This window comes from Acetivibrio ethanolgignens (genome assembly GCF_001461035.1).
GTDB classification, from domain to species: domain Bacteria; phylum Bacillota; class Clostridia; order Lachnospirales; family Lachnospiraceae; genus Velocimicrobium; species Velocimicrobium ethanolgignens.
The window spans coordinates 1-25611 of the sequence record NZ_LNAM01000165.1; the positions used below are offsets into that span (position 1 = coordinate 1).

General features: G+C 44.1%; 25 protein-coding genes. All 25 read left to right on the forward strand.

Annotated features, from left to right (window positions below; all coding sequences use genetic code 11):
• Positions 1 to 102 precede the first annotated feature (102 nt).
• Complete coding sequence (locus tag ASU35_RS11475) at positions 103 to 852, forward strand: hypothetical protein (RefSeq protein ID WP_058353153.1); 750 nt, start codon at positions 103 to 105, stop codon at positions 850 to 852.
• Positions 853 to 1081: 229 nt separating this feature from the next.
• Entirely contained in the window at positions 1082 to 1255 is a 174-nt protein-coding gene (gene rpsU, locus ASU35_RS11480; protein WP_058353154.1) for a 30S ribosomal protein S21, read from the forward strand.
• A gap of 163 nt (positions 1256 to 1418) precedes the next feature.
• Entirely contained in the window at positions 1419 to 2153 is a 735-nt protein-coding gene (locus tag ASU35_RS11485; RefSeq protein WP_058353155.1) for a LytR/AlgR family response regulator transcription factor, read from the forward strand.
• 34 nt (positions 2154 to 2187) lie between these two features.
• Positions 2188 to 3456 (forward strand): GHKL domain-containing protein, encoded by a 1269-nt coding sequence (locus ASU35_RS11490; protein ID WP_147525434.1) that lies wholly within the window; start codon positions 2188 to 2190, stop codon positions 3454 to 3456.
• Between the two features lie 183 nt (positions 3457 to 3639).
• Positions 3640 to 4254, forward strand: a complete 615-nt coding sequence (locus ASU35_RS11495; protein WP_058353157.1) for an accessory gene regulator ArgB-like protein — start codon at positions 3640 to 3642, stop codon at positions 4252 to 4254.
• Entirely contained in the window at positions 4214 to 4336 is a 123-nt protein-coding gene (locus tag ASU35_RS18805) for a cyclic lactone autoinducer peptide (RefSeq protein ID WP_083504270.1), read from the forward strand. Before ASU35_RS11495 ends, ASU35_RS18805 begins: the two co-directional genes overlap by 41 nt.
• A gap of 24 nt (positions 4337 to 4360) precedes the next feature.
• Entirely contained in the window at positions 4361 to 6382 is a 2022-nt protein-coding gene (locus ASU35_RS11500) for a vWA domain-containing protein (RefSeq protein ID WP_058353158.1), read from the forward strand.
• 30 nt (positions 6383 to 6412) lie between these two features.
• Positions 6413 to 8590, forward strand: a complete 2178-nt coding sequence (locus tag ASU35_RS11505; RefSeq protein ID WP_058353159.1) for a hypothetical protein — start codon at positions 6413 to 6415, stop codon at positions 8588 to 8590.
• Positions 8591 to 8618: 28 nt separating this feature from the next.
• The gene (locus ASU35_RS11510; RefSeq protein ID WP_058353160.1) at positions 8619 to 9047 is read left to right on the forward strand and encodes a hypothetical protein; all 429 of its coding nucleotides are present in this window, start codon (positions 8619 to 8621) and stop codon (positions 9045 to 9047) included.
• 54 nt (positions 9048 to 9101) lie between these two features.
• The gene (locus tag ASU35_RS11515) at positions 9102 to 9530 is read left to right on the forward strand and encodes a hypothetical protein (RefSeq protein ID WP_058353161.1); all 429 of its coding nucleotides are present in this window, start codon (positions 9102 to 9104) and stop codon (positions 9528 to 9530) included.
• A gap of 93 nt (positions 9531 to 9623) precedes the next feature.
• On the forward strand, positions 9624 to 10196 hold the full coding sequence (locus ASU35_RS11520) for an FHA domain-containing protein (RefSeq protein WP_058353162.1): 573 nt from the start codon (positions 9624 to 9626) through the stop codon (positions 10194 to 10196).
• 52 nt (positions 10197 to 10248) lie between these two features.
• On the forward strand, positions 10249 to 10746 hold the full coding sequence (locus ASU35_RS11525) for an FHA domain-containing protein (protein ID WP_058353163.1): 498 nt from the start codon (positions 10249 to 10251) through the stop codon (positions 10744 to 10746).
• A gap of 14 nt (positions 10747 to 10760) precedes the next feature.
• A complete protein-coding gene (locus ASU35_RS11530) occupies positions 10761 to 11642 on the forward strand; it encodes a PP2C family protein-serine/threonine phosphatase (RefSeq protein ID WP_242861273.1) in 882 nt (293 codons plus the stop codon).
• A gap of 14 nt (positions 11643 to 11656) precedes the next feature.
• Positions 11657 to 13315: a PP2C family protein-serine/threonine phosphatase gene (locus tag ASU35_RS11535; protein ID WP_083504272.1), complete on the forward strand. Its 1659-nt coding sequence runs from the start codon at positions 11657 to 11659 to the stop codon at positions 13313 to 13315.
• Positions 13316 to 13342: 27 nt separating this feature from the next.
• Positions 13343 to 15811, forward strand: a complete 2469-nt coding sequence (locus tag ASU35_RS11540; protein WP_058353164.1) for an Hsp70 family protein — start codon at positions 13343 to 13345, stop codon at positions 15809 to 15811.
• A 48-nt stretch (positions 15812 to 15859) separates the two neighbouring features.
• Positions 15860 to 17149 (forward strand): hypothetical protein, encoded by a 1290-nt coding sequence (locus ASU35_RS11545; RefSeq protein WP_058353165.1) that lies wholly within the window; start codon positions 15860 to 15862, stop codon positions 17147 to 17149.
• Entirely contained in the window at positions 17146 to 17841 is a 696-nt protein-coding gene (locus ASU35_RS11550) for a hypothetical protein (RefSeq protein ID WP_058353166.1), read from the forward strand. The genes ASU35_RS11545 and ASU35_RS11550 overlap by 4 nt, the downstream gene beginning before the upstream one ends.
• Positions 17842 to 17852: 11 nt before the next feature.
• Entirely contained in the window at positions 17853 to 18626 is a 774-nt protein-coding gene (locus ASU35_RS11555) for a hypothetical protein (RefSeq protein ID WP_058353167.1), read from the forward strand.
• A 12-nt stretch (positions 18627 to 18638) separates the two neighbouring features.
• On the forward strand, positions 18639 to 19262 hold the full coding sequence (locus ASU35_RS11560; RefSeq protein ID WP_058353168.1) for a hypothetical protein: 624 nt from the start codon (positions 18639 to 18641) through the stop codon (positions 19260 to 19262).
• Positions 19252 to 20691, forward strand: coding sequence for a contractile injection system protein, VgrG/Pvc8 family (locus tag ASU35_RS11565; protein WP_058353169.1), 1440 nt, complete (start codon positions 19252 to 19254; stop codon positions 20689 to 20691). Before ASU35_RS11560 ends, ASU35_RS11565 begins: the two co-directional genes overlap by 11 nt.
• Before the next feature lie 12 nt (positions 20692 to 20703).
• Positions 20704 to 22110 carry a contractile injection system protein, VgrG/Pvc8 family gene (locus tag ASU35_RS11570; protein WP_058353170.1) on the forward strand — a complete coding sequence of 469 codons (1407 nt, stop codon included), beginning with the start codon at positions 20704 to 20706 and terminating at the stop codon, positions 22108 to 22110.
• Positions 22111 to 22123: 13 nt separating this feature from the next.
• Complete coding sequence (locus tag ASU35_RS11575; RefSeq protein WP_058353171.1) at positions 22124 to 23095, forward strand: pentapeptide repeat-containing protein; 972 nt, start codon at positions 22124 to 22126, stop codon at positions 23093 to 23095.
• Complete coding sequence (locus tag ASU35_RS11580; RefSeq protein ID WP_058353172.1) at positions 23092 to 23613, forward strand: hypothetical protein; 522 nt, start codon at positions 23092 to 23094, stop codon at positions 23611 to 23613. Before ASU35_RS11575 ends, ASU35_RS11580 begins: the two co-directional genes overlap by 4 nt.
• On the forward strand, positions 23614 to 24123 hold the full coding sequence (locus ASU35_RS11585; protein WP_058353173.1) for a DUF4280 domain-containing protein: 510 nt from the start codon (positions 23614 to 23616) through the stop codon (positions 24121 to 24123).
• Positions 24124 to 24139: 16 nt separating this feature from the next.
• Positions 24140 to 25611 (forward strand): contractile injection system protein, VgrG/Pvc8 family (locus ASU35_RS11590; protein ID WP_242861274.1); only part of this gene is annotated, 1472 nt, incomplete at its 3' end.

A 25611-nucleotide genomic window follows, 5' to 3' on the forward strand; every position in this document is an offset into this window, starting at 1 on the left:
AGGTTGCGAGGTCAATGAAGCAGGAAGCCCATTGGCTTTAGACAATGGGTAGTTCACATCGATTATGTCAGGGTATATAAGAAGCTGCCAGAGGGACAGAGAATGTTGTCAGAGGATGAGCTTCAGGTTGTGGATATCAAGGCAGAAAATCTCATATTAGAAGACACTAATGTAGAACTACGGACATATGCGGACTGTGACAGTTATAGGGAAAAGCTGCTTTCTGGGACAAAATCTTATGTAAGGATTTACTGGAATGATGGCGTAGAGACTCAGGAGCCTGTACAGTGGGAAAAAATCACAGAGGAAGATTTAGCGCAGATTCACAGCGGAAAAACAATAACAAAGGTTGGATACGTGCCGTCCATACAGCAGAATGTAACAATGAAGATTGGTCCAAGAGCATATTCGATGGAAAACCTCAGTGGTGTAAGAGGAATGAAAGACCTGGATTATGTGTTTGACGGACTGATCAATGAAGCTGCCGGAACTCCAAGTGGTGAGTTTAAGGGTTTTGATTTTTCGAACAACAGAGCTTCTATTATATACGATTTTCAGGAAACAGTGAACCTGAAAGGAATGGACATTTGGTGCAATTATGGAAATGATCAGGGAATTAAGAAAATGAAGGTTGCTGTATGGGATGAGGAGCAGGAGAGATGGGTAATATTGAAGGATGAAGATGGAACTGAGCAGGAATTTATTATGAACTGGCAGACCGCAGTACAGGTAGCAGAAAAGCAGAGCATAGCCTTTCCTGGAGTTGACACAAAGAAGGTAAAAATCATTATTCTGGATGCTGGATATAAATGGAATAAATTCTCTATTCGTGAGATTGAATTTCAAAGCTGATTTTTGGATTTAAACAAAAATATAGATAAGCTGTGCATAAATGGGAAAAAGCACTGGATTTTCTGCAGGAGGCTGAGGAATTTATTGCAATTTTGGATGATTTTTCAAAAAATTGATAAAAAGACTTGACACAAAAGGTTCTCCACTATTATAATCTTAATAGTGCTAAAAATACCCGTACAGTTGTATAGGCACAATCCACAACTGGAGGGAGGTAAGGTGTGAGACTATGTCAAATGTTATCGTAAAAGAGAACGAAACTTTAGATAGTGCACTCCGCAGATTCAAGAGAAACTGCGCGAAGGCAGGTATCCAGCAGGAGATTCGTAAAAGAGAGCATTATGAGAAGCCAAGTGTAAGACGTAAAAAGAAATCAGAGGCTGCTCGTAAGCGTAAGTTCTAATCAGAATATTAAAATGTGGACTGTTGCAGATTTTGCAACAGTCCTTTTTCGCTGTATAGGGAATACCGATTTCCTATAGAACCTAAAATGGTTATATTTTTGTGTCTATACAAAAAGAACCAAAAATAGTTATAGTATTGATGAAGAGAGAGAAAACGAATAGATGTATGGAAAAGATACAGTTATTGGGATATGTGATGATAATCCAGAAGATGTGATTCGAATTCAACAGGAAATTTGTAATTGTTTGAAGCTGCTAGGAGAAGAAAATCCAATCATAATCGTTTATGAAAGCGGTAGAGAGCTGTTGGAAAATTGCAAAAAGCAGACAATAGATTTGGTGTTTTTGGATTTGGAGATGCCAGAGTGTAATGGCTTTGAACTGGCAGAACAGATATATGATTTTAACCAGGCAATAAAAATTATTTTTGTTTCCAATCATGAAAATATGGTATTTGATTCTTATGAATATGCACCATTATGGTTTGTTAGGAAAAGTTTTATGGAACGTGATATGTTAAAAGCGATTCAAAAATATCTCCAGATGGAAACAAAAGTTCAAATATGGTGTAAGAGCGGAGAAGGAACAAAGGACATATGGCTATATATAAATAAAGTATTATATATAGAATGTAGTGGTCATACCCTCTCCATACATATGAAAAATAAGGAGTGCCATAAAATCTATGGTTCTTTAAAGTCATTAGAAGAAAAATTGCATACATATGGTTTTGTTCGCATTCATAAAAATTTTCTGGTAAATGCAAGATGCGTAAAAGAAATTGGAAATCGCACTGTCTGTTTGCCAGATGGAATAGAATTAGATATTGGCAAAAATAGAAGAAAAGAAATTAAACAGTTATTAGAAAATTACAACGGAGGAAGGAGGATGTGTTAAAATTACAGATTATTTGATTAACGGATTGTCGTCAGTGATTGCGTTAGAGTATATCAGCCATGGATTGAAACAAAAGTATAGAGGCTATCGCGGTACGGTATTGTTTTTGGCGGGCTGTACCGCATATTTTTTTGTGGTTACAGGATTAAATCATTATACCAATTTTGAAGGGGTGCTAGGCATTGGTTATGGTGTTGTTTTATATGTGTATTGTCTTTTGGCAGCGCAGGGAAAGAAATCAGATTTCTTTTTGTTAAGTGTTGTTTGGGTGTTGCTGGCATTTATTAGTGCATATGTAATGTTTGCCTTATGGGGCATATTTTCAGGAGGAAGTCTGGAAGAGCTTTTAAAAACAGAGAGTCAGGCGCATATGTATTTTTCACTGTCAGCAGGGGCTCTGCGGTTTTCTCTTGGAAGAATAGTATTGGCGGTTTATCGGAGGAGAAAACAAAAAAAGTTGTTGGCAGAAGACTGGATGATGGCACTAATTTTTTTTATATTTTTCTTTTTGATACTGTTTATGTTTCGCTTGGAACGGGGTGGATTAGACCAAAAAGAACGGTATAATTTGTCTTTATGGATCTTATTGGGAATCTTTTTGGTAATTCTTCTACTAGGCGGATTCTATCAATTAATAGGAAAATATAGAATAGAAAAAATAGCAGAGGAATACCGGAAAGAAAACCAGAAGTTGCAGGAGGAACAAATTCATAATTTGTACCAGCTCGGACGTGAGGCAAATCGCCTGAGACATGATATGGGTGCAAAGGTAAATGTCGTTTATGAGCAATTAAGAAAAAAAGATTACCAGGAAGCAGAAGAAAATTTAAAAAGGATAGGAGATGAGTGGGAAGATTATCTGGAAATTCCGGAGGAGACAGGAAATGAAGGATTAAATGCAGCTTTGATAAGGGCAATTCATGAATGCAGAGGAAAAGATATTCGATTTCATTATGCGGTATTAGGAAGTGTAAGCGGAGTTGACAGTTTGGATATGGGAAATCTGATACATAATCTTTTGAAGAATGGAATTGAGGCCTGTGATAAGGTGCAGGGGAAACGCGAGCTTGAGATTGTAATCAGACGTGACGGATTTATGGTAGAAATCGAAATTGATAACACAATTCAGGATTCTGTCATGGATTGGAATCCTTCATTTAAAACATCAAAGATAGAAAAGGAAAAACATGGCTTTGGAATGGAGACAATCCGAAGGATAGTAGAGTATTATGATGGAGATTACATTGCGTGGGAGGAAGGAGAGAGGTTACTTCAAAGAATTACACTTAAAATAGAGAAATAGAAGAATAAGGAGATGGCATATATGATGTATATGCCATCTCCTTTTTTCTACAAAAAATTACCGATTATGCTGAAAAATTACTGATAATGATAAACCAGTTGTTTTTGAAAACTAAATTTGTAATAATGAACTAAAAATTGAAGCTAAATCTGTAATCATGAATCAAAAGAAAGAAATAGTATCATGTTGGAGAGAATTTCTATTTATTTATCAACATTATTATTGCAAGAAAAGATTATCACTGTAGATGAAAAAGACACTTATAAATATGGGCTTGAAATAACAATGGCAAACATAATAAACGGATTTATAGTGCTCATTATAGGTGTTGTATTAAATCTCTTAGTAGAATCTATTTTGTTTTATCTGGTATTTGTGAGTTTGAGATTCTTTTGTGGGGGATATCATGCAGATAGTTATACAAAATGTTTTTTTTCGTTTGCGTTTACAACTATAGTATGCCTGGTCATTTCTGAGAGGTTAGCACAGTATGAAGAAATAATACAGGGTCTATTCTTTATAACGGCAGTAATGTTAGGGGAACATATTTTGAAAATGGCTCCGATAGAACATGAAAATCGGCCACTAACAGAGGAAGAAAAAAATTTATTTAGAAAGCGAAGTGTGCAAGTTCTCGTTTTTTGGATTGCAATAGGAATCATCTTATGGATGGGCCATTTGGTGCAGATGGAGACCAGTCTAATAAGTGCATTCATAGCAGTAACAATTTTAATGAGAATAGGAGGAATTGGTTATTATGAAAAGAGAAGTGCTTCAGGTGTTGGCAAAAGTAGCTAATAGTGCTGCGAAGAGAGCAGATGGCAGAGCTTCTGAGTTTGGAATGCATCAGCCGAAGAGACCAAAGAAAATCAAAAAATAGTGCATGATTGGGAGGGCAGAAAAAATGAAAAAATATGGGATGGTATGTATACTGTGTCTATTTTTTATACTTTTCTGCCCTTGGTCTGTTCGTGCAGAGGAATTTATCAGCACAAAAAACGGACTGGATGTCATGTTTGTTATGGATTACAGCGGGTCCATGAAAACCAATGATTCGCAGGATATTGCAAGGGGAATGGTGAAGGCATTTGTAGATACTGTACACAGCGCGGATATCCGTGTGGGCTTTGTGGCATACAATGACCGTATTCTTACGTCTACATCCCCGCTTACGATACAGACTACGGAGGAGAGAGCGCAGTTAAAAGAACTGATCGGTCAGGAACAGTATGCAGGCAATACAGATATTGGACTTGGATTGTCATATGGTTACGAATTGCTGGGAGAGCCATCTGGAAGAAAGCAGGTAATCGTCTTAATTTCAGACGGCGAGGCAGATTTAAAGGGGTCTGATACGGGAAGGAGCACAGAGATATCCAGACAGGATATGAGATCTGTTGCACAGAAATGTGCAAAGACGGGAACAAAGATATATACAATAGTCTTTGGTGATTATGATGGGAATACGGAAGCTCTGAAAGAAATTTCAAAAAATACACTGGCACAGATGTATGCGGCAGAAACACCGGAAAGCCTCATTGAAGTGTTATATGGAATTTTTGGCACAAACATGGATTACAGTATTCAGGAGATTGCCGACAGCCTGTTTGCGCCTGGGATTCAAAATATCAGAATAAGCTTAGAAGAAAATTATCTGGATGAAATGGATGTGCTGTTGATTTCCCCGAGAAAGATTGGGGATGTGGGCATTTTGTATGGGGATCGGGAGATTGAAACGATTAACCTCGGAAATTATGCGGTAGGAAAGATTACAGACATTGACAGCAGTATCAGGGAACTTACGTTGCAGGCGGAAACTTTGGAGAATCAAAAACTTCAAATATATTTATTCAGCTACCGTTCACTGACGCCTGTTCTGGAACTTGATACCACTGTATGTAAGAATGAGCCGCTTTCGTATAAACTGTATTTTCGCGATAAAAGTGGAAATACAGTATCTGATGAAAAGCTTTACGAAAATTTTATTTATGAGTTTTCCATAAATGATGGAGAAAAGAAAGATACGCCGGAACGTTTTTTGAATATAGAACCTTCCAACGGATATATGCAGGGGCAGGCGATCATGGAGCAGTCCGGGACGTGGTTTTTTCAGGCATATATGGAAGACAGCATGGGAAACAGTTCCTTTAAGCCAATCCCTGTTGTGGTGGAAAATCGCAAACCAAACGGGGCACTGCCGGCGGATGAAGGATTTACGGTGCTCACCCGGGAACAGTTCTATCTGCTGGACGAGTATTTTACGGATCCGGATGGGGATCAGCTGTCATATTTATTGAAAACAGATCCCGGAAAATATCTGGATATAGAGCTTGTCAATAATGTCTTAACAATCCACCCCTTAAAATCGGGGACGCAGACGATATTACTGGAAGTTTCGGATGGTGAAAGCACTTATACCTATGAACATGAAATAGAAATTATGCCGCTTTGGAAGGTATATGGCTGGGTATTTGTTCTTCTGGCAGGAGGAGTCATAGGGGCTGTGATCTGGAAAATAATGCACAAATCTAAGCCCGATTTGGAACGTCTGACAAAGGAGACAAAGAAAAATCATTTTTGTGGCAGGATGAATGCCTATTTTACTGCACAGCCGGATGCAGAGAAGGAGATTCCACCATTGTCATTTGAACTTTATAAGGTCAGGGAAAATAGACTGGCACTGGGAGCACTTCTGGAAGGATATCCGGATGCAGTACGTGCAATGGAATTGAACGAAATACATCTGATGGCAGATGAAGACAGACGAATGATTTTATATCACACATCAAAAAGTGTTATCATGATCGGGAATTCCATCGCGTGTAAGCAGATACAGTATAGCGTTGGTTTCGGGGATGTAATTTATATCATGCCCCAGGACGGGAGCTATGAGCTGGAAATACATTACATTGCGATGATCCAATAAAGACCAAAGAATAGGAGGACGTGAGAATCCATGGAAACAATCACACAAACCAACCGGACTCTGTTGTTCGCGGAAATCAATCCGGAACGGGAAAACATTCTTACCCTGATTGGGGATGTAAGGGGAAAGAACAGTCTGGATGACGACAAGATGAAAGAGATCAATGAGGAGCTGCTTGTATCCAGTTTTGATGAGTTTCTTGAAAAAATGAGTCCAGTTGTTTATTCCTATTGTGATGCGAATACAGGCGAGATGAAATACAGTCTTGTACGCCCGGAGAACATTCCTGATAACTGCATCACAGAAATTCCATTGAATGAGAATAATGACTTGCTGAATATGCTGATCACTCTTTTGGAAGCCAAGAGCGCACAGGGAGTTGCGAATGTGGATTTTACGTTTAGTAATGTGTTGGATATGATTTCTCCTAAAAAGATCATGGAGGATATCCGTCAGGTCCGGAGAGAGATCCAGTATACCTATGAAAAATATGTACAGCTGGATGACGAGGATCCCAAAAAGTTGGATTTAGGTGACCGTTTGAACGATCAGTTTGAACAGGCAAGCCAGAATTACAATCATGTACTTGCGATGCTCCCGCTTGCAATAGAGGATGCCAAAACGCGTCTGCTGTTAGGCGATGGAGAAACGAAGCAGGGAAGTCAGGAGTTTAAGGCCGGATTGCTGAGCATGGGTGAAGATGGCGAGCTCAAGATTCTGGAGATGCAAAAGGAGGAGAATACCCAGCTTGCAGTTGTTGACGATCAGGTCAACACGGGTCTGATCGAGGCATTCAAAGAGGATTATGCTGCATTAAATGATTTGCAGTCAGATTATGTGCGTGATCTGGTCATCCGTACGTTCTGTCCATTAGGTTCTACGATGGAGAGCGAGATAGATCGGCAGGCAGAGGTGCGCAATTATAACCAGTATCTTGAGTTTTACAAGAAGAGTAAGGACGACTTTGTAAAGGCCGTAAAACCTTTGATTGAAAAAATTTTGGGCGTAAAAATTTTCTTTGACCAGTATCAGGTAAAAGAAAAAGGGATGCAGCCGAAGCTTTTGATCAGTAATATTTCCCTGGATATGCTGGTAAAGGCAAGCAACCTTCCGAGGCTCGTAACTTACTTGAATACAACAAATGATAAAAATGAGTTTGAAAACACGGTGTGGTTTGCCATTGTACCGGATGTGGAGTTAAACCAGAGCAGCGGCGGCAAATTACAGAGAGTCCGCTTTGCAGGGAACCAGAGGCAGGAGAAGGCAGGAACAAATACGATGGAGAACTTGTCAATCCTGATGAATGCCATCCAGCCGTACCGGATCACGACATTTTTCAGTTTCCAGACAGGGGAGGAAACCACCTTTAATTATATTGCAACAGAAGGAATCGGGGTATTTAAGGAAAAATGTACGCCTTTGATGAAAAAGGAATACAGTGAATTTGCGGTTCCATGCATTCCAAATGCAACGATTATTCCGAAGGATAAGTCAGGACTGATCCTTGACAGGAAAATGGTGATGGACGAGGACGGCAATGTTTCGCTTTCCAGTGAAAAAGAAGACGTCATGAAAATGTGGCTGGAAGGGATCTATGTAGGAGCGGCCTATGAGGCGGCAGGAATTACGGCTGCATGGCAGTGCCCAGAGTACTTAAAAGAACGGTTCCAAAATACAAGCAAAGAATATCCGGGAGTGAGATTTGACGTAGAGGCGGATGACAATGCTCTTTTGGCATCCACGAGTCTGACAAAAGAAATATCCGGTTTTACCAATGCCATTAAGAACTCTATTAACAACACGGGATTCGGCTTTGTATTTTCATCGGATAATGCACAGCACAAGGGGAAAGAAATTAAGAATATTACGGTGTATAAGGCACGGAACCTGCTTAGCAACGGCACACAGTTTGAGCCTATTTATAAGACGCTGGTAGTTACCTATATTGAGAGGATGCTCCGTTTTTACAGTGGTGATTTTAAACAGGATAAGATATTGAAATTTTTCAGCAGTAATCCAAATAGTCAGAAGAGCCGCTGGGATGCAGACCGGCAACATATCAACTCAATTCTTCAGGATGGCGACGAATTAGATTATACCATTGATGAGAAGTATGGAATCTGCAATGTTATGGTGACCTTTGCAAATACTACCAGGAACTTAAAGGTGCAGCTTACCAAAAAAGCCGGAGAAAAGTCGGGAGAGTAAGTAAAAAGGATTAAAAGGAGGAAAAAGGATGGGATTACGTTTGAAAATTGAAGGGAGCGAGTCAATCAACCTTCTGGAGACCAGCATTGTAAAGGTAAAATTTGGGGCAGATATCCCCTATGACAGCAATGCGCGTTCCACGGATCTTGGCTCAAGTGTTTTAATCATGGGAAAGATACTGGCTTCCGTAGATGGAGAAGCTGCGGATGACACCAGCAAGCTGGCAAGATGGTCGCTGATTCCGGCAGAGAATTCCGACTGTTACCGAAAAGTCCAGATTGACGTGGTAAATGCCTCTCAGATCGTTCGCCAGATTACGATCCCGAATGCGTTTGTGGTAGATTACGAAGAGGATTTTACGGATGATACGGGCGCCGGAACATTTAATCTCCTTATCAAGCAGAAAAAGGACAAGATGACAAATCTGAAATTCGAGGGCGGATTCAGCGGAGAGTAAGCAGGAAACTGTGCAGTTTGAAATTTAACAGTGGCATAGCAGGAAGGAGACATTATGGGATTTAAATTAAAGGTGGAAGGACCATCAACGATTGAATTAGGAACTACGATTATTACCGGCGTAAAGTTTCGCACGGATATTCCCCATGACAGCAATGCACGTTCGACAGATATGGGAAGCACGGTGACGATCACCGGAAAAATCTTAACTGCCGTTGACGGAGATCCGTTTGACAACACCAGACAGTTGGGGCTTTGGGCGTTAGTTCCGGCAGAAAAATCTGACTGTTACAGAAAGGTGAGCATAGAGGTGATTGCGGCATCTCAGGTTGTACGGAAGTATACATATCCAAATGCTTTTGTTGTTGATTATAGGGAAGATTATGGAGATGTGGAAGGTGTTGGAAGCTTTACACTTATCATTAAGCAGAAGAAAGACAAGATGACGCAGGTTGCTGTAGAAGGCGGGTACAGCGTATCATAAGAGGCTTTCCGCAAGCGATTAAAAAAAGCATGAAAAGAGCTGCCTGTTTACCGGGCAGCTTTTTTTGAAAGGAAAAAGAGGAGGAAGAAAGGGATGAAAAAGAACCGTTGGATAAAGATTACAGCAGATATTGTAATCCTGGTGTGCAGCATTATCTTATGGGGGCTGATATATTTTGGATTCCATGCTTTCAGGCAGTTTATATTCAATTTTTATCTATTGGCTTTTGTTTTAGTCCTTTCATTGGCCGATTTTGTTTATCAAATATATAGCCCCCAAATACAGGAGAATGCCCGAGGGGAAAAGGGGGCTTCAGGACTAAGGGCACATGAAATTAATCGGTTAATTTTATTAAATGAACAAGATAAACCGATAAAATCATGGGATATGGCGGGGCGAGTTTCTCTGGTGATTGGCAGAGCAGGCAAAGAAGAAGATGTAGATGTAGATTTGGAGGATTGTGCTTTTAGCGGATTTATAGATTTTCAACATGCAGCCCTTAATTTCTGCATAGAGCAATGGTATGTAGAAGACCTGGGGTCTAAAAATGGTGTCAGGATACAGAAAGCAGATGATGGAGAATGCTATAAGGTAATGGGGCGTCCCTGCAGAGTGGAGGCAGGGGATATCCTCTACATTGCAAATACCAGGCTTCTTTTATCCTGATTCAAAAGGGCTGAAATTGTCATAAAACTAAAGGATAGGGAGAGAGAAACAGATGAGTTTGGAAAAATGCCCAAAGGGACACGTATATAACGCAAAACGTTATGGAAGGATATGTCCTTACTGTAACATGAAGCTTCAGGAAGAAACAGCAGCGACAAAACCAGTCGGTTTTGAGCCTCCAGTGGAGGTGCTCCAGAAGGAGGTTCGGCCAGTATGCGGCTGGCTGGTCTGCATTGAGGGGGCCAGAGTTGGAATGGACTATAAGATATACAAAGGGAAAAACTTTGCAGGAAGAGGAGATGATATGGATATTCAGATTTTAGGAGATAATGAGATAAACAGAAAGAATCATACAATTATCGTGTATGACGATAAAAAGCTGAATACGATGATTCTGCCTGGTGATTCCTCTGGACTTGCTTATTTAAATGATGAGCCGGTATATGTTCCTATGGAATTAAAACCTTATGACATAATAAGCATGGGAAACAGTCGATTTTTATTTATTTCATTGTGTGGAACAAATTTTTCATGGGATGATGTGAAATAAGAAAGGATCAAAACATGGGTATGACAGGGACAGAAATGTTGGGCGTGATTGTTCTGGTATGTCTGGTGACGGCAGTGATTGTTCGGCTTTTGGCCGGATTTGCACAGAAGGAAAATGTGTTAGGAGCTTATGGAAATCAAAATCTGCAGGTTGATGTCGGAATTGGACAGACAACAGGAAATAAAGAACTCCAGTCTGACAGAGCACGGGCAGAGAGAACTTCGGCAGGTGTTTTGGCTGTAATTGCAGACGGAATCGGAAAAAGAAATATAGGACAAGTGTGTGCACAGATTGCAATGGATACCATTTTGGATAAATATGAGCCGTATACTTTTCTAAGTCAGCCAGACCATTTTTTCCGCACAGCATTTTATGAGGCAAATCGAAGGATTCAGATGACATTAGAGGAAGCTAAGGGCGGAGCAAGCCTTGGAACAGTATTCGTAAACGAGACAAAGCTGTACTATGCACTTGCCGGGAATATACAGATTGCGTTATTTCGCGGAGGCGAGATCATTCCTTTAAGCAAAGGGCAGACGATAGCTGTTTTGGCAGAGGAAGCATGGAAAGACGGAAGGCTCTCCCGGCAGGAAGCAGTATGGAGCATGGATGAAAAAAGGCTGTGGAATTATGTAGGAATGGATGGCTTTTGTGAAATTGAAGTCGAGAGCCAGCCAATTTTAATAAAACCGGAAGATATGGTGCTATTGGCAACCTGCGGAATTTTTGAAGAATTATCATGGAGTGAGATAGAGGATATTTTGGTGAAACAAGGGAGTCTTCAAGAAAAGGCAGGAGAGATTGTTCGGGCAACTGAACAGAAAGAGGGAACTCAGAAAGAAAACGGAAGTGTAATCCTGTTGCGGGTTCCGAACGGTACCGGAGCAGTTAGTTAGCGTGGAGGAATGGCATGAGAAGAATGAATTCGGAATTTAAAACCGTCAATATGTCAGAGGAAGGGAAAAAATTATCCAATCGAGATTACTTTGGCTATGTGGAAATGGATGATTTTGCTTGTTATGTTCTGGCAGATAGTCTTGATGAAGATTCCTCTGCCAATAGTGCCAAACTTGTGGTGGAAAGTATTATCCGGGATTTTACAGAAATGCCGTCTATGGGAAAGGGGCGGTTAAAACGGATAGTGCACCGGGCACATGTGGAGCTTCGGAAACAGAAAACAGGAATGCATCTAAAAGCGGCTGTCGTTATTGCAGTCACCGATTACCAGAGGATTCGATATGTTTATGTGGGAAACAGCCGTTATTATCTGATTCGCAATGCCAGAATCATGGAGAGGACAAAGGATCAGTCCCTGACAAGCAATTTGATGGAAGCTGGTAAGATACCGCTTGATCAGGCTGCCGTTCATGAGGAACGCAACAATCTGTATTCCTTTTTAGGAGAGAGAGGGACTCCCGAAATTCAGATATCGAAAAAAAGAAAACTGGAAAATGGCGATATTTTCTTATTGCTTACAAGAGGTGTGTGGGAACAGTGCCCGGATGAAAGTCTCCTGGAAATTATTAATGATGCAAAAGAGCCGGAGGAGGTGCTTCAGCGTACCGAAGACTGGATTTTGGGGAAACAGGAAACAACAGAAATTGATAATTATACTATGGCAGTCACTTTTGCCAGAAAGGTATACCAGTCCCCAAAAAAAACGTGGACACCAAAGAAGATACTAATGATAGCAGTTTCTATTGTGGCTGTTATCGGAGGGATTAGTATTGCCTTGTTTCTTCATCACAGAAACATACAGACCAGAGAGCGGAAACTGACAGAAACTATGAAAGATGGAGAGAACTATCTTCAGAATGATAATTATCAGAGAGCAGTAGAGGAATATAGTGAAGCAAAGAAGCTGGCTGGCAGTTTGAAAAAAGATAAGGAAGCCCTGCAGGCGGATCAATATAAAAAGCTGTCAGAGCAGATTATTCTGGCAGACGAGGCTCTCATAGCCGGGGAGTATGAAAAAGCACAACAGCTATACATCACTGCAAGAAAAATGTCACAGGAGGCGGGAAATGTAGGGAAAAATTATATTGACAGCCAACTGGACAGGGCGAAGAATTATATGGCTGTATATGATCTGATTGCATTAGGGGAGAAAAAAGAAGAGTATGGAAATCTGGAAGGTGCAATTGCTGCTTATAAAGAAGCGAGAGAGAAGGCAGCAGATATTTATGACAGAGAAGGAAAAGCAGAGGCCTTAGAAAAGCAGGCTGCTGCAGAGGAAGAATTGGAAAAAGCACAGCTGGAAGAAAAAGCGAAGAAAAAAGAGCAGGAAGAAGCCGTAGCGGCTGAAGCGGCGAAGCAAAAACAAGAGGAAGAGGCAGCTCTTGAACTGGAAAATCAACAGAAAGCCAATGACCAGAAAAATGCAATAGATCTTGAAAATCAGGGGAATATGCTTTTAGCTGAGGGACAGTATGAGAGTGCTATTACTTTTTATCAGGCTGCACAGGCAATTTACAGACGACTGGAACTTGATGAATTGGCAGATAACCTAAAACCCAAAATTGATGCAGCAAAGGCAGGAATGAATGCGGCTGCAGAAGAAAAGCAATAACTTAAGGAAAAGCGAGGAACGATACTTATGACCCGATATACATATACATTAAACGCAAATCGTGAGGCAACTCCCACAAATTCCTATAAAAGGAATGAACTTGAGAAGATGACGATGTTCCATCTTAGAGAAATTTGCAGAAAAGAACGGCTGGTAGTGTCGTCTGCCCAACGAGAGGATAGAGAGAGCTTAATTCATCTCATCATGCGTTTCCGGGGGCAAAAGGAATATCGTCACATTCAGGCTCAATGTGAAGGCGGTTTGGAACGGATTCAGGAGTATCTTCAATCTCATGGCGTTTTGCTTACAGACCATGTTGATATTCGGGTGCCAGGCACTATGACGTTATATAGAGGAACGCAGATAAATGAGTTGGATGGATATCAGATACAGTCAGGGCAGGATATCTACGAAGGGAATCTTTTGCTGGTAGATGAATCATTTCAGGTCTATACCTGCTTTTATGTCCAGAGAATACAAAGAAAGGCTTATATCTTTAAGGGAAAGGATGTTCAGGTCCGTCCATTAGAAAAACATCAGTATTTTATTCTGTATTTGCTAAAAGAACGGGATTCAGAATTTTTATATGACTGCTACTATGGGAACCGGACTCTGGCTCCCGGAATTTTAGAAGGGGTGAGAATTCCTCTTTTAGATATCCAGGAAAAAGAGATTGCACAAGCAGAACTCCCACTTATTATCGATCTTGGAAGTTCGAATACTACAATGGGGATTTGCCTGCCAGATGGAAGCATACAGACAGCGATAGTAAAAGGGAGCGAAATTATTCCAAGCCTTGTTGGAGTGTGCCGGCAGGAAGGAGAAGAGACCACATTTGTATTTGGACAAGATGCAAAGGCACTGGGAGAGGAAAATTACAGGAATGAGGATGTGACTATTTTTTATGACATCAAACGTTGGATTAGTGATCCAACGCGGCTGGAGGGGGTCATTCTTACAGATGGATATAAATATCATTTTTCCAGAAAGGAAATGCTGCGCGCTTATTTGGAATATTTGCTGGATTTGGCGAGACAGCAGTTTAAGTGCAGCTTTACCAGTATCCAGCTGCTGGCACCTATCCGGCAAAAAGAAAAATTTCAGTCATTTTTTAAAGAGCTTCTTCCGGAGTATCACGTAAATTGTGAGCTGGATGAGGGTATGGCAGTTTTGTTCCACAGCATCGATCAGCTGATTGCAAAGAAGGGGTATGAGGGAAAACGGTGGTACCATGCCCTGCTCATTGACTGTGGAGGGGGAACAACAGATCTTATCTCCGGAAGGTTTCGCATTGATAATAACCGGGTTTCTTATATTGTCAGTCTTGAAACACGTTACGAAAACGGGGATACCAACTTTGGGGGAAATAATCTGACTTACCGGATTCTGCAGCTGCTGAAAATTCGGATTGCACAGGCATTGGGAGGTTTATCGGAAGGAATGTCTGCCAATTCAGAAGAACCATCCATGAAAAGAGTGGATGAGTTATACCGGCAAGCAGAAAATTGGATTCCAACTAAATTTAAGGATTATCAGGAGAAGAGCCGGGAGCAATACTTTTTTGTAAAAAATAATTACTATTACCTGTTTGAATTGGCAGAGCAGGTAAAAAAGGCATTTTTTCAGGCGAATTTCTGTTATGAATTAAAGCTTTCCACGGAAAGGAAAACTGCGCGGGAGATTTATCTGGATAAATGGCGGCTGTCTATCTGCCAAAATGGACAGTTTGAAAATTTAAAGGAGCCGGTTGAATTCTCTGTTTACCTGAATGAAGTAGAGGAGGTTTTACGACCGGATATTTATGGGCTGATGGAACGGTTCCTTGACCAAAAGTTTCAACAAGGGCAGCTCCAGACCTATGAGATGATCAAGCTGACCGGACAATCATGCAAATCCAGACTGTTTACAGAAGCGCTCAAGGAGTATGTCCCCGGAAAACTGATCCAGAGCACAAAGCAGGAGCAGGATGGGACGGAGCTTAAGATGTGCTGCTTAAAAGGCGCGTTATCCTACTTTCTGAACTGTAAATTAGGGTATATGAATGTCATCAGGGATTATCAGGTGGGAAGCCTGCCATATGAGATATGTGCGTTTACTCATGAAAACCAGGAAAAGATTTTAATACATAGTCTGGATGAGGAAGAACATATTGGCTATATCTCCCGTTTCAGAATCGGCAACCAGCTGGATCTGTATTTAAACGACGATCAGGGAAAGCGGTTAAAAACTTACTATTATGAGTACAATACCGCGACGTTTGAGAGAACGACGCAGGAAGAAATCAACCGGATGTACCGGGGGACAGTGATTCAGGAAGAGACGGATACGATTGTAGAGGGGGAGATGAAGTTTTTTATATGGGTGTCCAGAAAAAGATGGGGATTTGTCGTGCTTCCGATTTTAAGAGACAGGGATCTTTTATACAAAGGGGAGGAGACGTTTTTTGATTTTGAGGACGATACTTGGGAATTAAACTTTTTCGACGGAAAGAAGTAAGGGGCAGCGGTCGAAACCAGAATGTGAAATACAGATAAGGAAGGCATCATGGATAGAAACGAAGATATCAGAGAAATGATCCGGAAAGAAATTCAGTCGATTTCTGTTCTGGAAGAGCGGATTGCTTTTAAAGAGATGATGGAAGGCGTCTTTTTAAATTTGTATGAAAAAAATGAAGAGATGTACCGGGCACTGGAAATGAGGGTTATGGATGATCTGGCATACGATATTAACCGGTACCGGATCTGCACGGGGCTGGTAGAGAAATCCTATCTGGATACCACGCACCACTATCTGACAGCTGTCTGCGACAAGGATATCGCTCCGGCTGCACGGCTGATTTCAGAAATCCGGGAGGAGCTTGCGGGGGAGGGAAAGAGCTGTCTTTCCACCGTATTTCTCAAAGGGGATGCAGTCGAGATAAGAAAGCTGCTGAAAAAGAACCGGAGCTATTCCGGCGTTTTAAAGGCAGATAAAGAATATCCGGTGTCTGTCAGATTGGAGGCATGCAGCCGTTATCTAAAAAAGATGGAGGAATTATACCATCTCTTTATGAAAAACGGGGTTCCGTGGCAAACCATCAATGCCCCATATCTGTTTAAGATGGCAGATTTGGTGATTTGCGAAATGCCGGTGGGAATACCGGACCCGGAGAAGGTCACCGGACTGGAGGTAGACTTTGAAGAATATGCCCCAATGGTTCATTGGGATATGATACCGCTTTGGAATGTATGGCATTTAAGGTTAGAAAGCACAGGATTTCCGATCCCCTGCGGAGATTATAAAAATTTTGAACATATAATCTCCATTCAGGATTATGGAGCAGAGCATGCGTATTTAGTGGGGGAAAAGGCCGGCATTAGAAATGTGCGGCAAAGCAGGGACCGCCTGCTGATCACGGGTGAGATCAGGAATGCAGAGACATGGGATGTTTATATGATCCGCAGCGGGGAAGAACATAAAATTGACCGTTATACCTATCCGGTTATGGAAAATTTAAGAAGGGATGGATTTGCAGAACGGTTTTCAAGAAAGAACGGACAGAAGGTCAGGACGAAGGGAGAACTGGAACGGTTTATCCGGGGATTTGCGCTGGAGCCTTATATTGAGTACCAGGATTGCAGACTGGAAGACGGGGAAGGGGAAATGGCGGAGACTTACTCCATGAACTTTTTTATAAAGGATGAAATTCGTGAGCAGAAGGGACGCAGAAAGCTGATTCTGTTTTTTAAGGAGAAGGGAAAAGAAAAGTGGCTTCTCCGGGATATCGCCAGTTTTATTACATCTGAGGTGCAGGAGCTGTATCCGGAATACCAGTGTGAGGGGCGGATTTTATGAATTATTTATGGGAAGCAATGTTTATGGCTGACGGGCAGGGGATTCCGAGGGAGCGTATCCGGTTTCTTGCAGCGCGGGATTGCAGCGCTTATATGGAAGTATCCCATATGTTTCTGAACCAGGAACAGTTTGATGATAACTGCCAGCTGCAGGTGAATCTTTATTACCGCTTTTATGATATTTTTAAGGAATTGTACCAGCCTGAGATGCGGGAATTCTTAAGCTTACGCGAAAGTCTGACAAATTTGATTCTTCATTTGCTTGCAGGAAACGATACCCTGTCAGGAATGACCAGAGAAGAATATTACAAGAAACTTCTATATGAGGATTTGAAAAGGGGGGCTTTTGGAGAGGCGGTGGCAGAAGCAATCGCTCTCTTTGACCAGAAGGAGCGGGAGCTGATCTTAAGCGGTTTGCTGCGCCAATACCAGACGGGAAGCTCACTGGATATCTTCAACGATATGGTGGAGGAGCTGATCCCGCAAAATATCATATACCGCAGTAATGAGAACTTTTACGAGATTTTGGTGTATATAGGTGTGAAAAAGGAAAAGAAGATTTCCTGCAAGATGGATTTTCTTGTAAGGATGTTTGTGGATTTGCCCTACCATGTAGACATTTACTATGAATACCACTTTGGAATTTTAGACGTGGAGGCAACCATGAGGATAGATGAGATTGCATTGTGTTAGGAGTGTGAGCCATGTTTTGTTACGAAACCCCACAATTTAAGAAAAAGCACCTTTTGCGCACAGAAATGCTGGAGCAGCTTAGGGATTATCCGAGGGATTATCTGGAGATCATGTACTCCGGCTATAGTGACGGTATTTTGTGCGGCTGCGGGCTTGTTTGGAATGAAGATAGGATGACGGTCGAACCCGGGATTATCCGGTATAAAAATAAATTGTATTTTATGAAGAATCCGCTTCATTTGGAGTGCAAGGCAGAGGACAGGATCCGGTATGTAAAAGTACAGTTTCTGTCACTGGTTTATGAAAATGAGCGAACCATCGGAAATACAAGGGTCTATCTGGATGATAAGATTCCGGACCAGTCGTGCGAATTAGAGTTGGGCAGATTTCGCCTGCAGGCCGGGGCAAGACTCAGAAATACGTATGAAAATTTTTCTGACTGCGTGACGGAGTTTGATACGATCCACCTTGTAGAAGCTCCCTGGGCTTCCCCCGTGGTGCCGACTTTGCATCCATCTGTTTTACGACAGTATGCAATGGAGATATTGAGGAAGAACAGCGGGGATGGCATGGATACGGCTTTTGCCATGAATGTCCTTGCAAATGACGGCGTAATGCCGGCGGAAGTACTTTGTTTTTACATAGAGAACCGGTTAGGCAACCGGATTTCAAAAGGGAATCAGGACTTATATGGCGGACTAAGGAAGATATTACAGATGGGTACGGACAGAGGTTCTGAAAGACAGCCGGGTGATGGAGCAAGAAGGCAGGTAATGCTGATATAGGAGGGAAAAGCTATGCGTACAGACGAAAAGATCGCTCTTTTAGACCAGATGAGAAGGGTAAAGGAGCGGGGAGAAAAGGAAGTTCAGACACCGGAAGAAAGGACGCTTACACTGGAACAGGCACTGGCTGCCCTTTCAGAGGGAAAGCTGGAACTGGAGGACGGCAGACTCCTGGAATTTGAAATCCGGTCGTATTTTAAGGAACAACTGGCTTTTATATGTTTCAAGGGATTCTATCAGGCGTCAAAGGAAGAGGAAAGCGGACTGATCCTTGTGAACCATACAGAAGGCGTCAGCCAGATTATGAACTGGACACCACAGAAACGTGTGGCAAAAACCTTGGAGCAATGGAGCAATCTTCTTGTCAACGGTATGGCGGCCAACCGTATGTCAGCACAGATTCTGAAAAAGAAATCTCTGGAAATGGTGGAATATGTCTGTTTTGAAGTTCCGGCAGGGGAAAAGCAGGTGTGGAATATTCTGTTCCGTTTTAAGACGCAGTGGATGGAATTTACGGGAAATTATAACTGCTTGAGGGAAGACGCAGGAACATACGGCGTTTTATTGGAAGCTATGGTGATAAAGCTGGATGAGTGGATGAGAAAACAGGAAGGAGCGTGTGTGGATGGAGAATAGTATCAGGCAGCCTGGCGGCATCACATATAAGGATCTGTTCCTTGCATCCATAGACGTTGTTTATATCCGTAGACTGGATATTGTCCAAAAGCCTGGCAGTCATGCCAGCCTGTATCTGGAGGCTGTTCTGGATGGAGAGCAGGAGGAAAATGAGCTACAGAATATCTCAAAGACCATGACGTTAATGTACCAGACAGGCGGAGAAGCCCGTCCGCTGTTTTATGGGGTTATCGGTAAAATTTTTATCAGCAGGGACGGAGAAGATGTGAGCCTGTATCTGGAGGCATGGGACGCGACATATCTGATGGATACAGAGCGGAAAATCCGGATTTTCCAGAATCCGCAGATGACGCCAGGAGAGCTGATGGCGGAGGTTATGCGCACCTATCCGGCGGCGGATTACAAAATGAATGTTCCGGAGATGCCAATCGACCAGCTCATCATTCAGTATGAGGAGACAGACTGGGAATTTCTGAACCGCTTTTTTGCCCGTTATCGGGAACCGCTTTACCCAAACCCGGAGTCTGAATCCATCCGGGTTCTGGCTGGTGAATCCCCGGATACGGAAAATCCGGAATGGGACAGCCTGCCCTATACACTTTTACAGGATTATGAAGAATTAAACCGCCGAAAGGAGAACGGACTCGGGGAGCTTTTGGAACAGGAGAATGTGCAGTATCAGATTGACACGTATGAGATCGCTTCTCTTGGCAATGAAATCCGCTATAAGGGAAGTCTGTGGTATATCGGCGGTGTGGAGAGACACCTCGAAAAGGGGATTCTGGTTAATTCCTATGTTCTGAGAAAAGAAGCTGGGCTGAAAGTGCTTCCCTACTTCAATCAGAGACTGACGGGAATATCCATAGACGGGCAGGTAGCGGCGTCGAAAAGAGACCGGGTCCAGGTAGATATGGAAATTGACAACGGCGGAAAAGAAGGAGAGCATTACTGGTTTCCGTATTCAACGGTTGCGTCATCCACGGACGGAAGCGGCTGGTACTGTATGCCGGAAAACGGAGAGAGCGTACGCGTTTATTTTCCGGTAGCGGATGAGAAGGAGGCCTATGTTGTGACAAATATAAAGGCACATGAGCCAAAAGAGGGAAGCCAGGATGATCCCATGGGGAATCCGAATGTACGAAATATTGAAACCGCGCAGGGCAACCAGGTGCAGTTTACAGAGGACGGCGTTGTGATTGCAGCGGGCAAAAGGCAGGGGAGTATTTTACTAAAAAAGAGCGGTGAAGTCCTGCTGGATGCTGTGAAAGACATTTCCATCTCAGCAGGAAAGGCGGTCAATATTGTAGCAGCGAATGAAGTGATCATGAAATCAGAGACATCCATCCGGATCGCCAGCGAGCAGGGGGCGGATGTGGAGCTGAAAAAGGGAAAAGTGGTGCTTCATGGAATGACGATTTATGAAAACTAGGGAGGAAGAAAAATGGGGTATACGCCAGATCAGATCGTAGTAGAAGGAGTTCCGATTGAGCAGCTGGAGGATATAGAATTTTTGGGAAGCGCAGGGGAGCATGGCTGCCTTACGCTGCGCGGATATGTCAGGGCCGGGGACGGTGAGCCGCTGCTGTTTCATCTGCCCCAGTATTCGCCCCTTACAATCCGGGCAGAAGGCAGGCTTCTTTTTTCCGGAATTATCATGAAGTTTCTGGTCAAGGGAAAAGGGGATGTGAGCAGCGTGCAGGTGACTGCATACAGCAGAAGCATTTTAATGGATCAGGAAAAACGGTGCCGCTCTTTTCAGGATACGACGATGACATACCGGGAACTGGCGGAACAGGTTTTAAGAGAATATCCGGGGAGCGACATTCAGCTCGCATTCCCGGACACCCCCGTTTCGTCCATAGCGGTTCAGTATCAGGAGACAGACTGGCAATTTTTAAAGCGGTTGTTTTCGTATAGGAACGCTCCGCTCACCAGTCTGTCGACATCGGAAACCTTAAAGCTTTATGCGGGGGTTCCCCTTCTTCCCGATACGGACTGTGGGTTTGAAATGACAGGCTTTCGAAAAGAGCTTGGCGAGTACTATTACTGGAAACAGGCAGGGAAAGACGTAAGGGATGACCAGTTTTTGATTATGGAAGGGCGGACGGAAGAGGTAATCGGACTTTTTGAGCAGATAGAGACAAAAGGGCAAAGTCTTTCTGTCAGGGAGCATGGTTTTCGGCTGGAGCATGGAAGGCTTGTGGGAACCTGCGGTATTCAAAAACCGGAAGGAATCCTGGTGAAAACGGAATATCCGGCACATTTGACGGGAGCAGCGCTTGTGGGAACCGTGCTGGAGGTTTCCGGGATACAGATCCGGGTGCATTTAAAAATAGACGATGGCAGGGACAGTAACGATGTGTACTGGTTCCCCTTTTCTACATTGTCCGCATCTTCGGATGGCAGCGGCTGGTACTATATGCCGGAACAGGGGGATCAGGTGCGGGTATATTTCCCTACCAGGCATACGAGCGATGCCGTCGCGATCAGTGCAGTCAGTGATTACAAGGAAGAGGGCGGTGTAGCGCCGGACCGTATGGGAGATCCTTCTACAAAATATCTGAGCAATCCGTCAGGCCAGGAGCTCCGTATGGGCAAGGACGGGATAAAACTGGCGTGCCAGGGCGGTTCAGCCAGTGTGATGATTGGAAACGGCGGGGATATTTCCCTGTATGCGGAGGATACGCTGCTGATTCAGGCATCGAATAACGTGGAATTGACATCGGAAACAGAAATGGAGTTTTCGGCGGAAAACACGGCAGTTGTTGCGTGCGCGATGGGAGGCTGTCTCCAGATGCATCCAGGCGGAGTCCTGATGCTTCAGGGGACTGAGGTAAAAGTGGATTAGGAGGGAACAGGATATGGAAAGACAGGAAGCAATCGAATGCTTTACAAAAGAAGCAGAGCCTGTTCTGGAGGATGGAAAGAAGCTTTTTTACCGGGAACTACAGGAAAAGACGAAGCAGCTTTCTGCGGTGATCTGCGATGCCATCCATGAAATCAGATGGGAGGCAGATCGGCTGGAAAAAGAAAAGATGATGTTCCTGCATTTCTCCCTGCTTCGTGTGGGTCTGGAAAAAGGCGAGTACCGGATTCTGGCACAGGCGATGGATGCCAGGTGGTATTTGGATACCGAACCGGCAGAAGTGGAATTTTCACTGGATTTTCTGTTTCCGATGTGGGGGGAAATCCGCAAAGAGCTAATGGAAAACAGCCGGAAATATATGGGCAAGGTGAACCGCTATGATGTGCAGAATCTGATCGCGGCGGCTGTCATGGACTGCAATTCCATGCTTGCGCAGGTGTTGCGTTTTATATTTCGTGATGTTGAGGAAAATCCGGATTTTGCTGAAATAGAAAAATTAGATACATGGGCAGTTTACTGGGGAGAATACCGGGACCACACGGAACTGATCGCTCATGTAAACAGAGAGAAAAAAGAACAGATTGACTGGGACAGAGCACTGCGCCAGACGAAAAATGAGGAGACCGGCATGGTCTTTGGCTACTGGTACCAGGCGGACTTAAAAAACGCAGACTGCAAGGGAAAGCTTCTGTATTTTATTGTGTTTGAGGAGTGCACACTGGAGAATATGTGCTTTGATGATGGGGTTTTAACGGGCGCGAGATTTTTGGGATGCCGGATAAGAAATTGCAGCTTCCGCAACGCAGTCATTCATCAGGCGGATTTTTCGGGATGTATCTGGGAGGAAAATGACTTTGAAGGGGCAGATATGCTGCATTCTGTCTTTTCAGAGGAGGAGCTTGCGTTTATTCATTTAGAACCAGAACAGCTACAAGTGATTCTGGTGGACAGGGGGCGGCAGGAATGAGATTTTTTACTATGGAGCAGGATAAAATGCTGCAGGATATGGCAAAGCTGCGGGATTTTGATATCTGTGGGCCAAGGCACATTTTTTTCAGGAAGGATGCGGCGGTGATCAAACCGTCCACGACTCTTTATTTTGCAAAAAAGAGCGGCGAAGCACTTCCGGATTTTATTCAGAGTCCCATTCCTCTGGTATCAGATATGGTTAAGAAGGTGCTGGACGTCTATGAGGATGACATGATTTTCCGGTCAGTGTCACTGGTGGATAAAAGCCGGGGAAAAATCTTTTTGTACCATACGCTTTTGCTGGAAGAGAAGGAGCTGCTTTCTGACAACACCGAATATTATCCCAATGGAAGTGTGAAAAGACTGGTGCTGGATCACAAAAAAATAGGAGAGCATAAAGTGTTTTTGTCAGATACAAAAAAGTTCCGGAATCCTTTTGTGAGTCTGGAGATTGTGGAGAGCATATTGCGCAGAAATCCTATCGGGATTATTTTCCGGGAAGTGGAGGTGGAGTGAATGGCAGAACTGAATGATACCTATGTGGTGCATACGGCGGTGATCCGCTGCAGCATGGGAATGCGGGAAACTTATCTGGTACTGGACGATACGCATGGAGTATTTCTGCGCCAACAGCCACAGATGACAGTAGACGACAGTGTCGCAGAGGTGAATGTACGCTGCTTTGGGGGCTGCTACAGCATGGAAAATCCAAGCACGAAAGCGGAGGCTGACCGCATACAAAAGGCGGTGGAGGAAGAAGCTCCCGACACCTTTTTAGATAGTGTTCTAAACTCTTTTACAGGCGGGAAAAAAGAAATCAAGACGCAGGAGGCGCAGGAGGGAGTGCCGAGAATCGTCGGGGTCTGCACACCAAACATTCCGCCAGGAACCAAATGGGATAACGGAAAAGAAGGGGTTGAGACCCGAGGGATGGAGCCTCTTCTTGGCGGTGCAAAGCTGCGCTGTATCTACGGCGGAGAGATCGAGATCATTACTTCCGGGCAGGTGGAGGGCACGGGGGAATAGGCAAAGGAGGAGGGGCATGAAGCTTACATATAAGGAACTGGAAATCGAACTGGAGCTTGTCGGACTTCTGGCAGTGGAGGCGCTTGAACTGACGCAGGGGCCAAACCGGCACGCAGGGCTCACATTGAAAATACTGATCGAGGAGGAGCGAAGAGATGAACTGGTCAGTATGTCCTCTGCCGCCGGCGTAACCGTCCGTGAGCTGGAAAAGACAAAGGGGCAGGTGGTTTTCCGGGGAAAGCTGGAAACGGTTTCTGCCAGAAGGGAGAACGGGCTTTTCTACTTATATCTGGAAGCATGGTCCTACACGATGGACTGGGATCGCGTAAAAAAGAGCCGCAGCTTTCAGAACGGCGCGATGACGTACATGGAAGTGGCACAGAGAGTTCTGTCCGGCTACGGGCAGTCCGGTGTGACGGACCATGCGACGGGCGGGGCGTGTATCCCGGAGTTTCTGCTGCAGTATGAGGAGAGCGACTGGGTGTTCCTGCGCCGTCTGGCAAGCCATTTTGGAACATGCCTTCTGCCGGATGCAACGGACACCTGCGGAAAGGTGTATTTTGGCATCCCCGAGATATCCCACGGCACCGTTCTCAACAAGCAGGACTACACGATGGAGAAAGATATGCTCCATTATGCGCGCGTGCTGGAAAAGGAGGGCGTGCCTTCCCAGGAGGTGTCCTGCTGGAGCGTGACGGTACGTTCCTTTCTGCGGATGTGGGAAACGCTGACGTTCAACGGGATGGAAGCTGTTGTGACGGCGATGCGCCTGCATACGGAAAAAGGGGAACTGGTATACAGCTACGTGCTGGCAAGACGGGCGGGAATCCGGAGGGAAAAAGAGAAGAATCCGGAGATTTCCGGCATGAGCATCCCGGCGACAGTCATGGAGCGCAGTGGGAACCGGATACGCGTCCATTTTGAGATCGATCCGGAGTACGAGGCTGGGGAAAAGACAAAGTACTTTACCTATGCCATAGAGAGCAGCAGCTTTTACTGTATGCCGGAGGAGGGAAGCCAGGTACATATTTATTTCCCGGATCATGACGAGCAGGGGGCAGCTGCGGTCCATGCCATAAGGAGCGGGGAAGGTGCGGCGGGGGCATGCAGCATGCCGGACAACAAACGCTTTTCCGACCCGGGCGGAAGCGCAATGGACATGACGCCGGCATCCCTCCGGTTTGCCCCGGACGCCGGCGGAGCGACAGTGCTCCACCTGGAGAGCGGCGGCTTTCTGTCCCTGACCGGCATGGACATAAGGCTGAAGACACAGATGGGCATGGCCTCTGATAAAGAGAAGCCGGTGGAAGGGCTGATGATCTGCGGGGGGCAAAAGCTGACCATGCAGGTCGGGGAGAGCGGCGACGACTGCATCACCATGGCGGCAGGGACGGAAGTCAGGTCTGCCCTGGTCGTGCAGGAGGCCGACTCCTCCCCGGCGGCAGTCCCCTCCGGAGATGAACTGCTGAGTGAGCTGGAAGCGGCTGA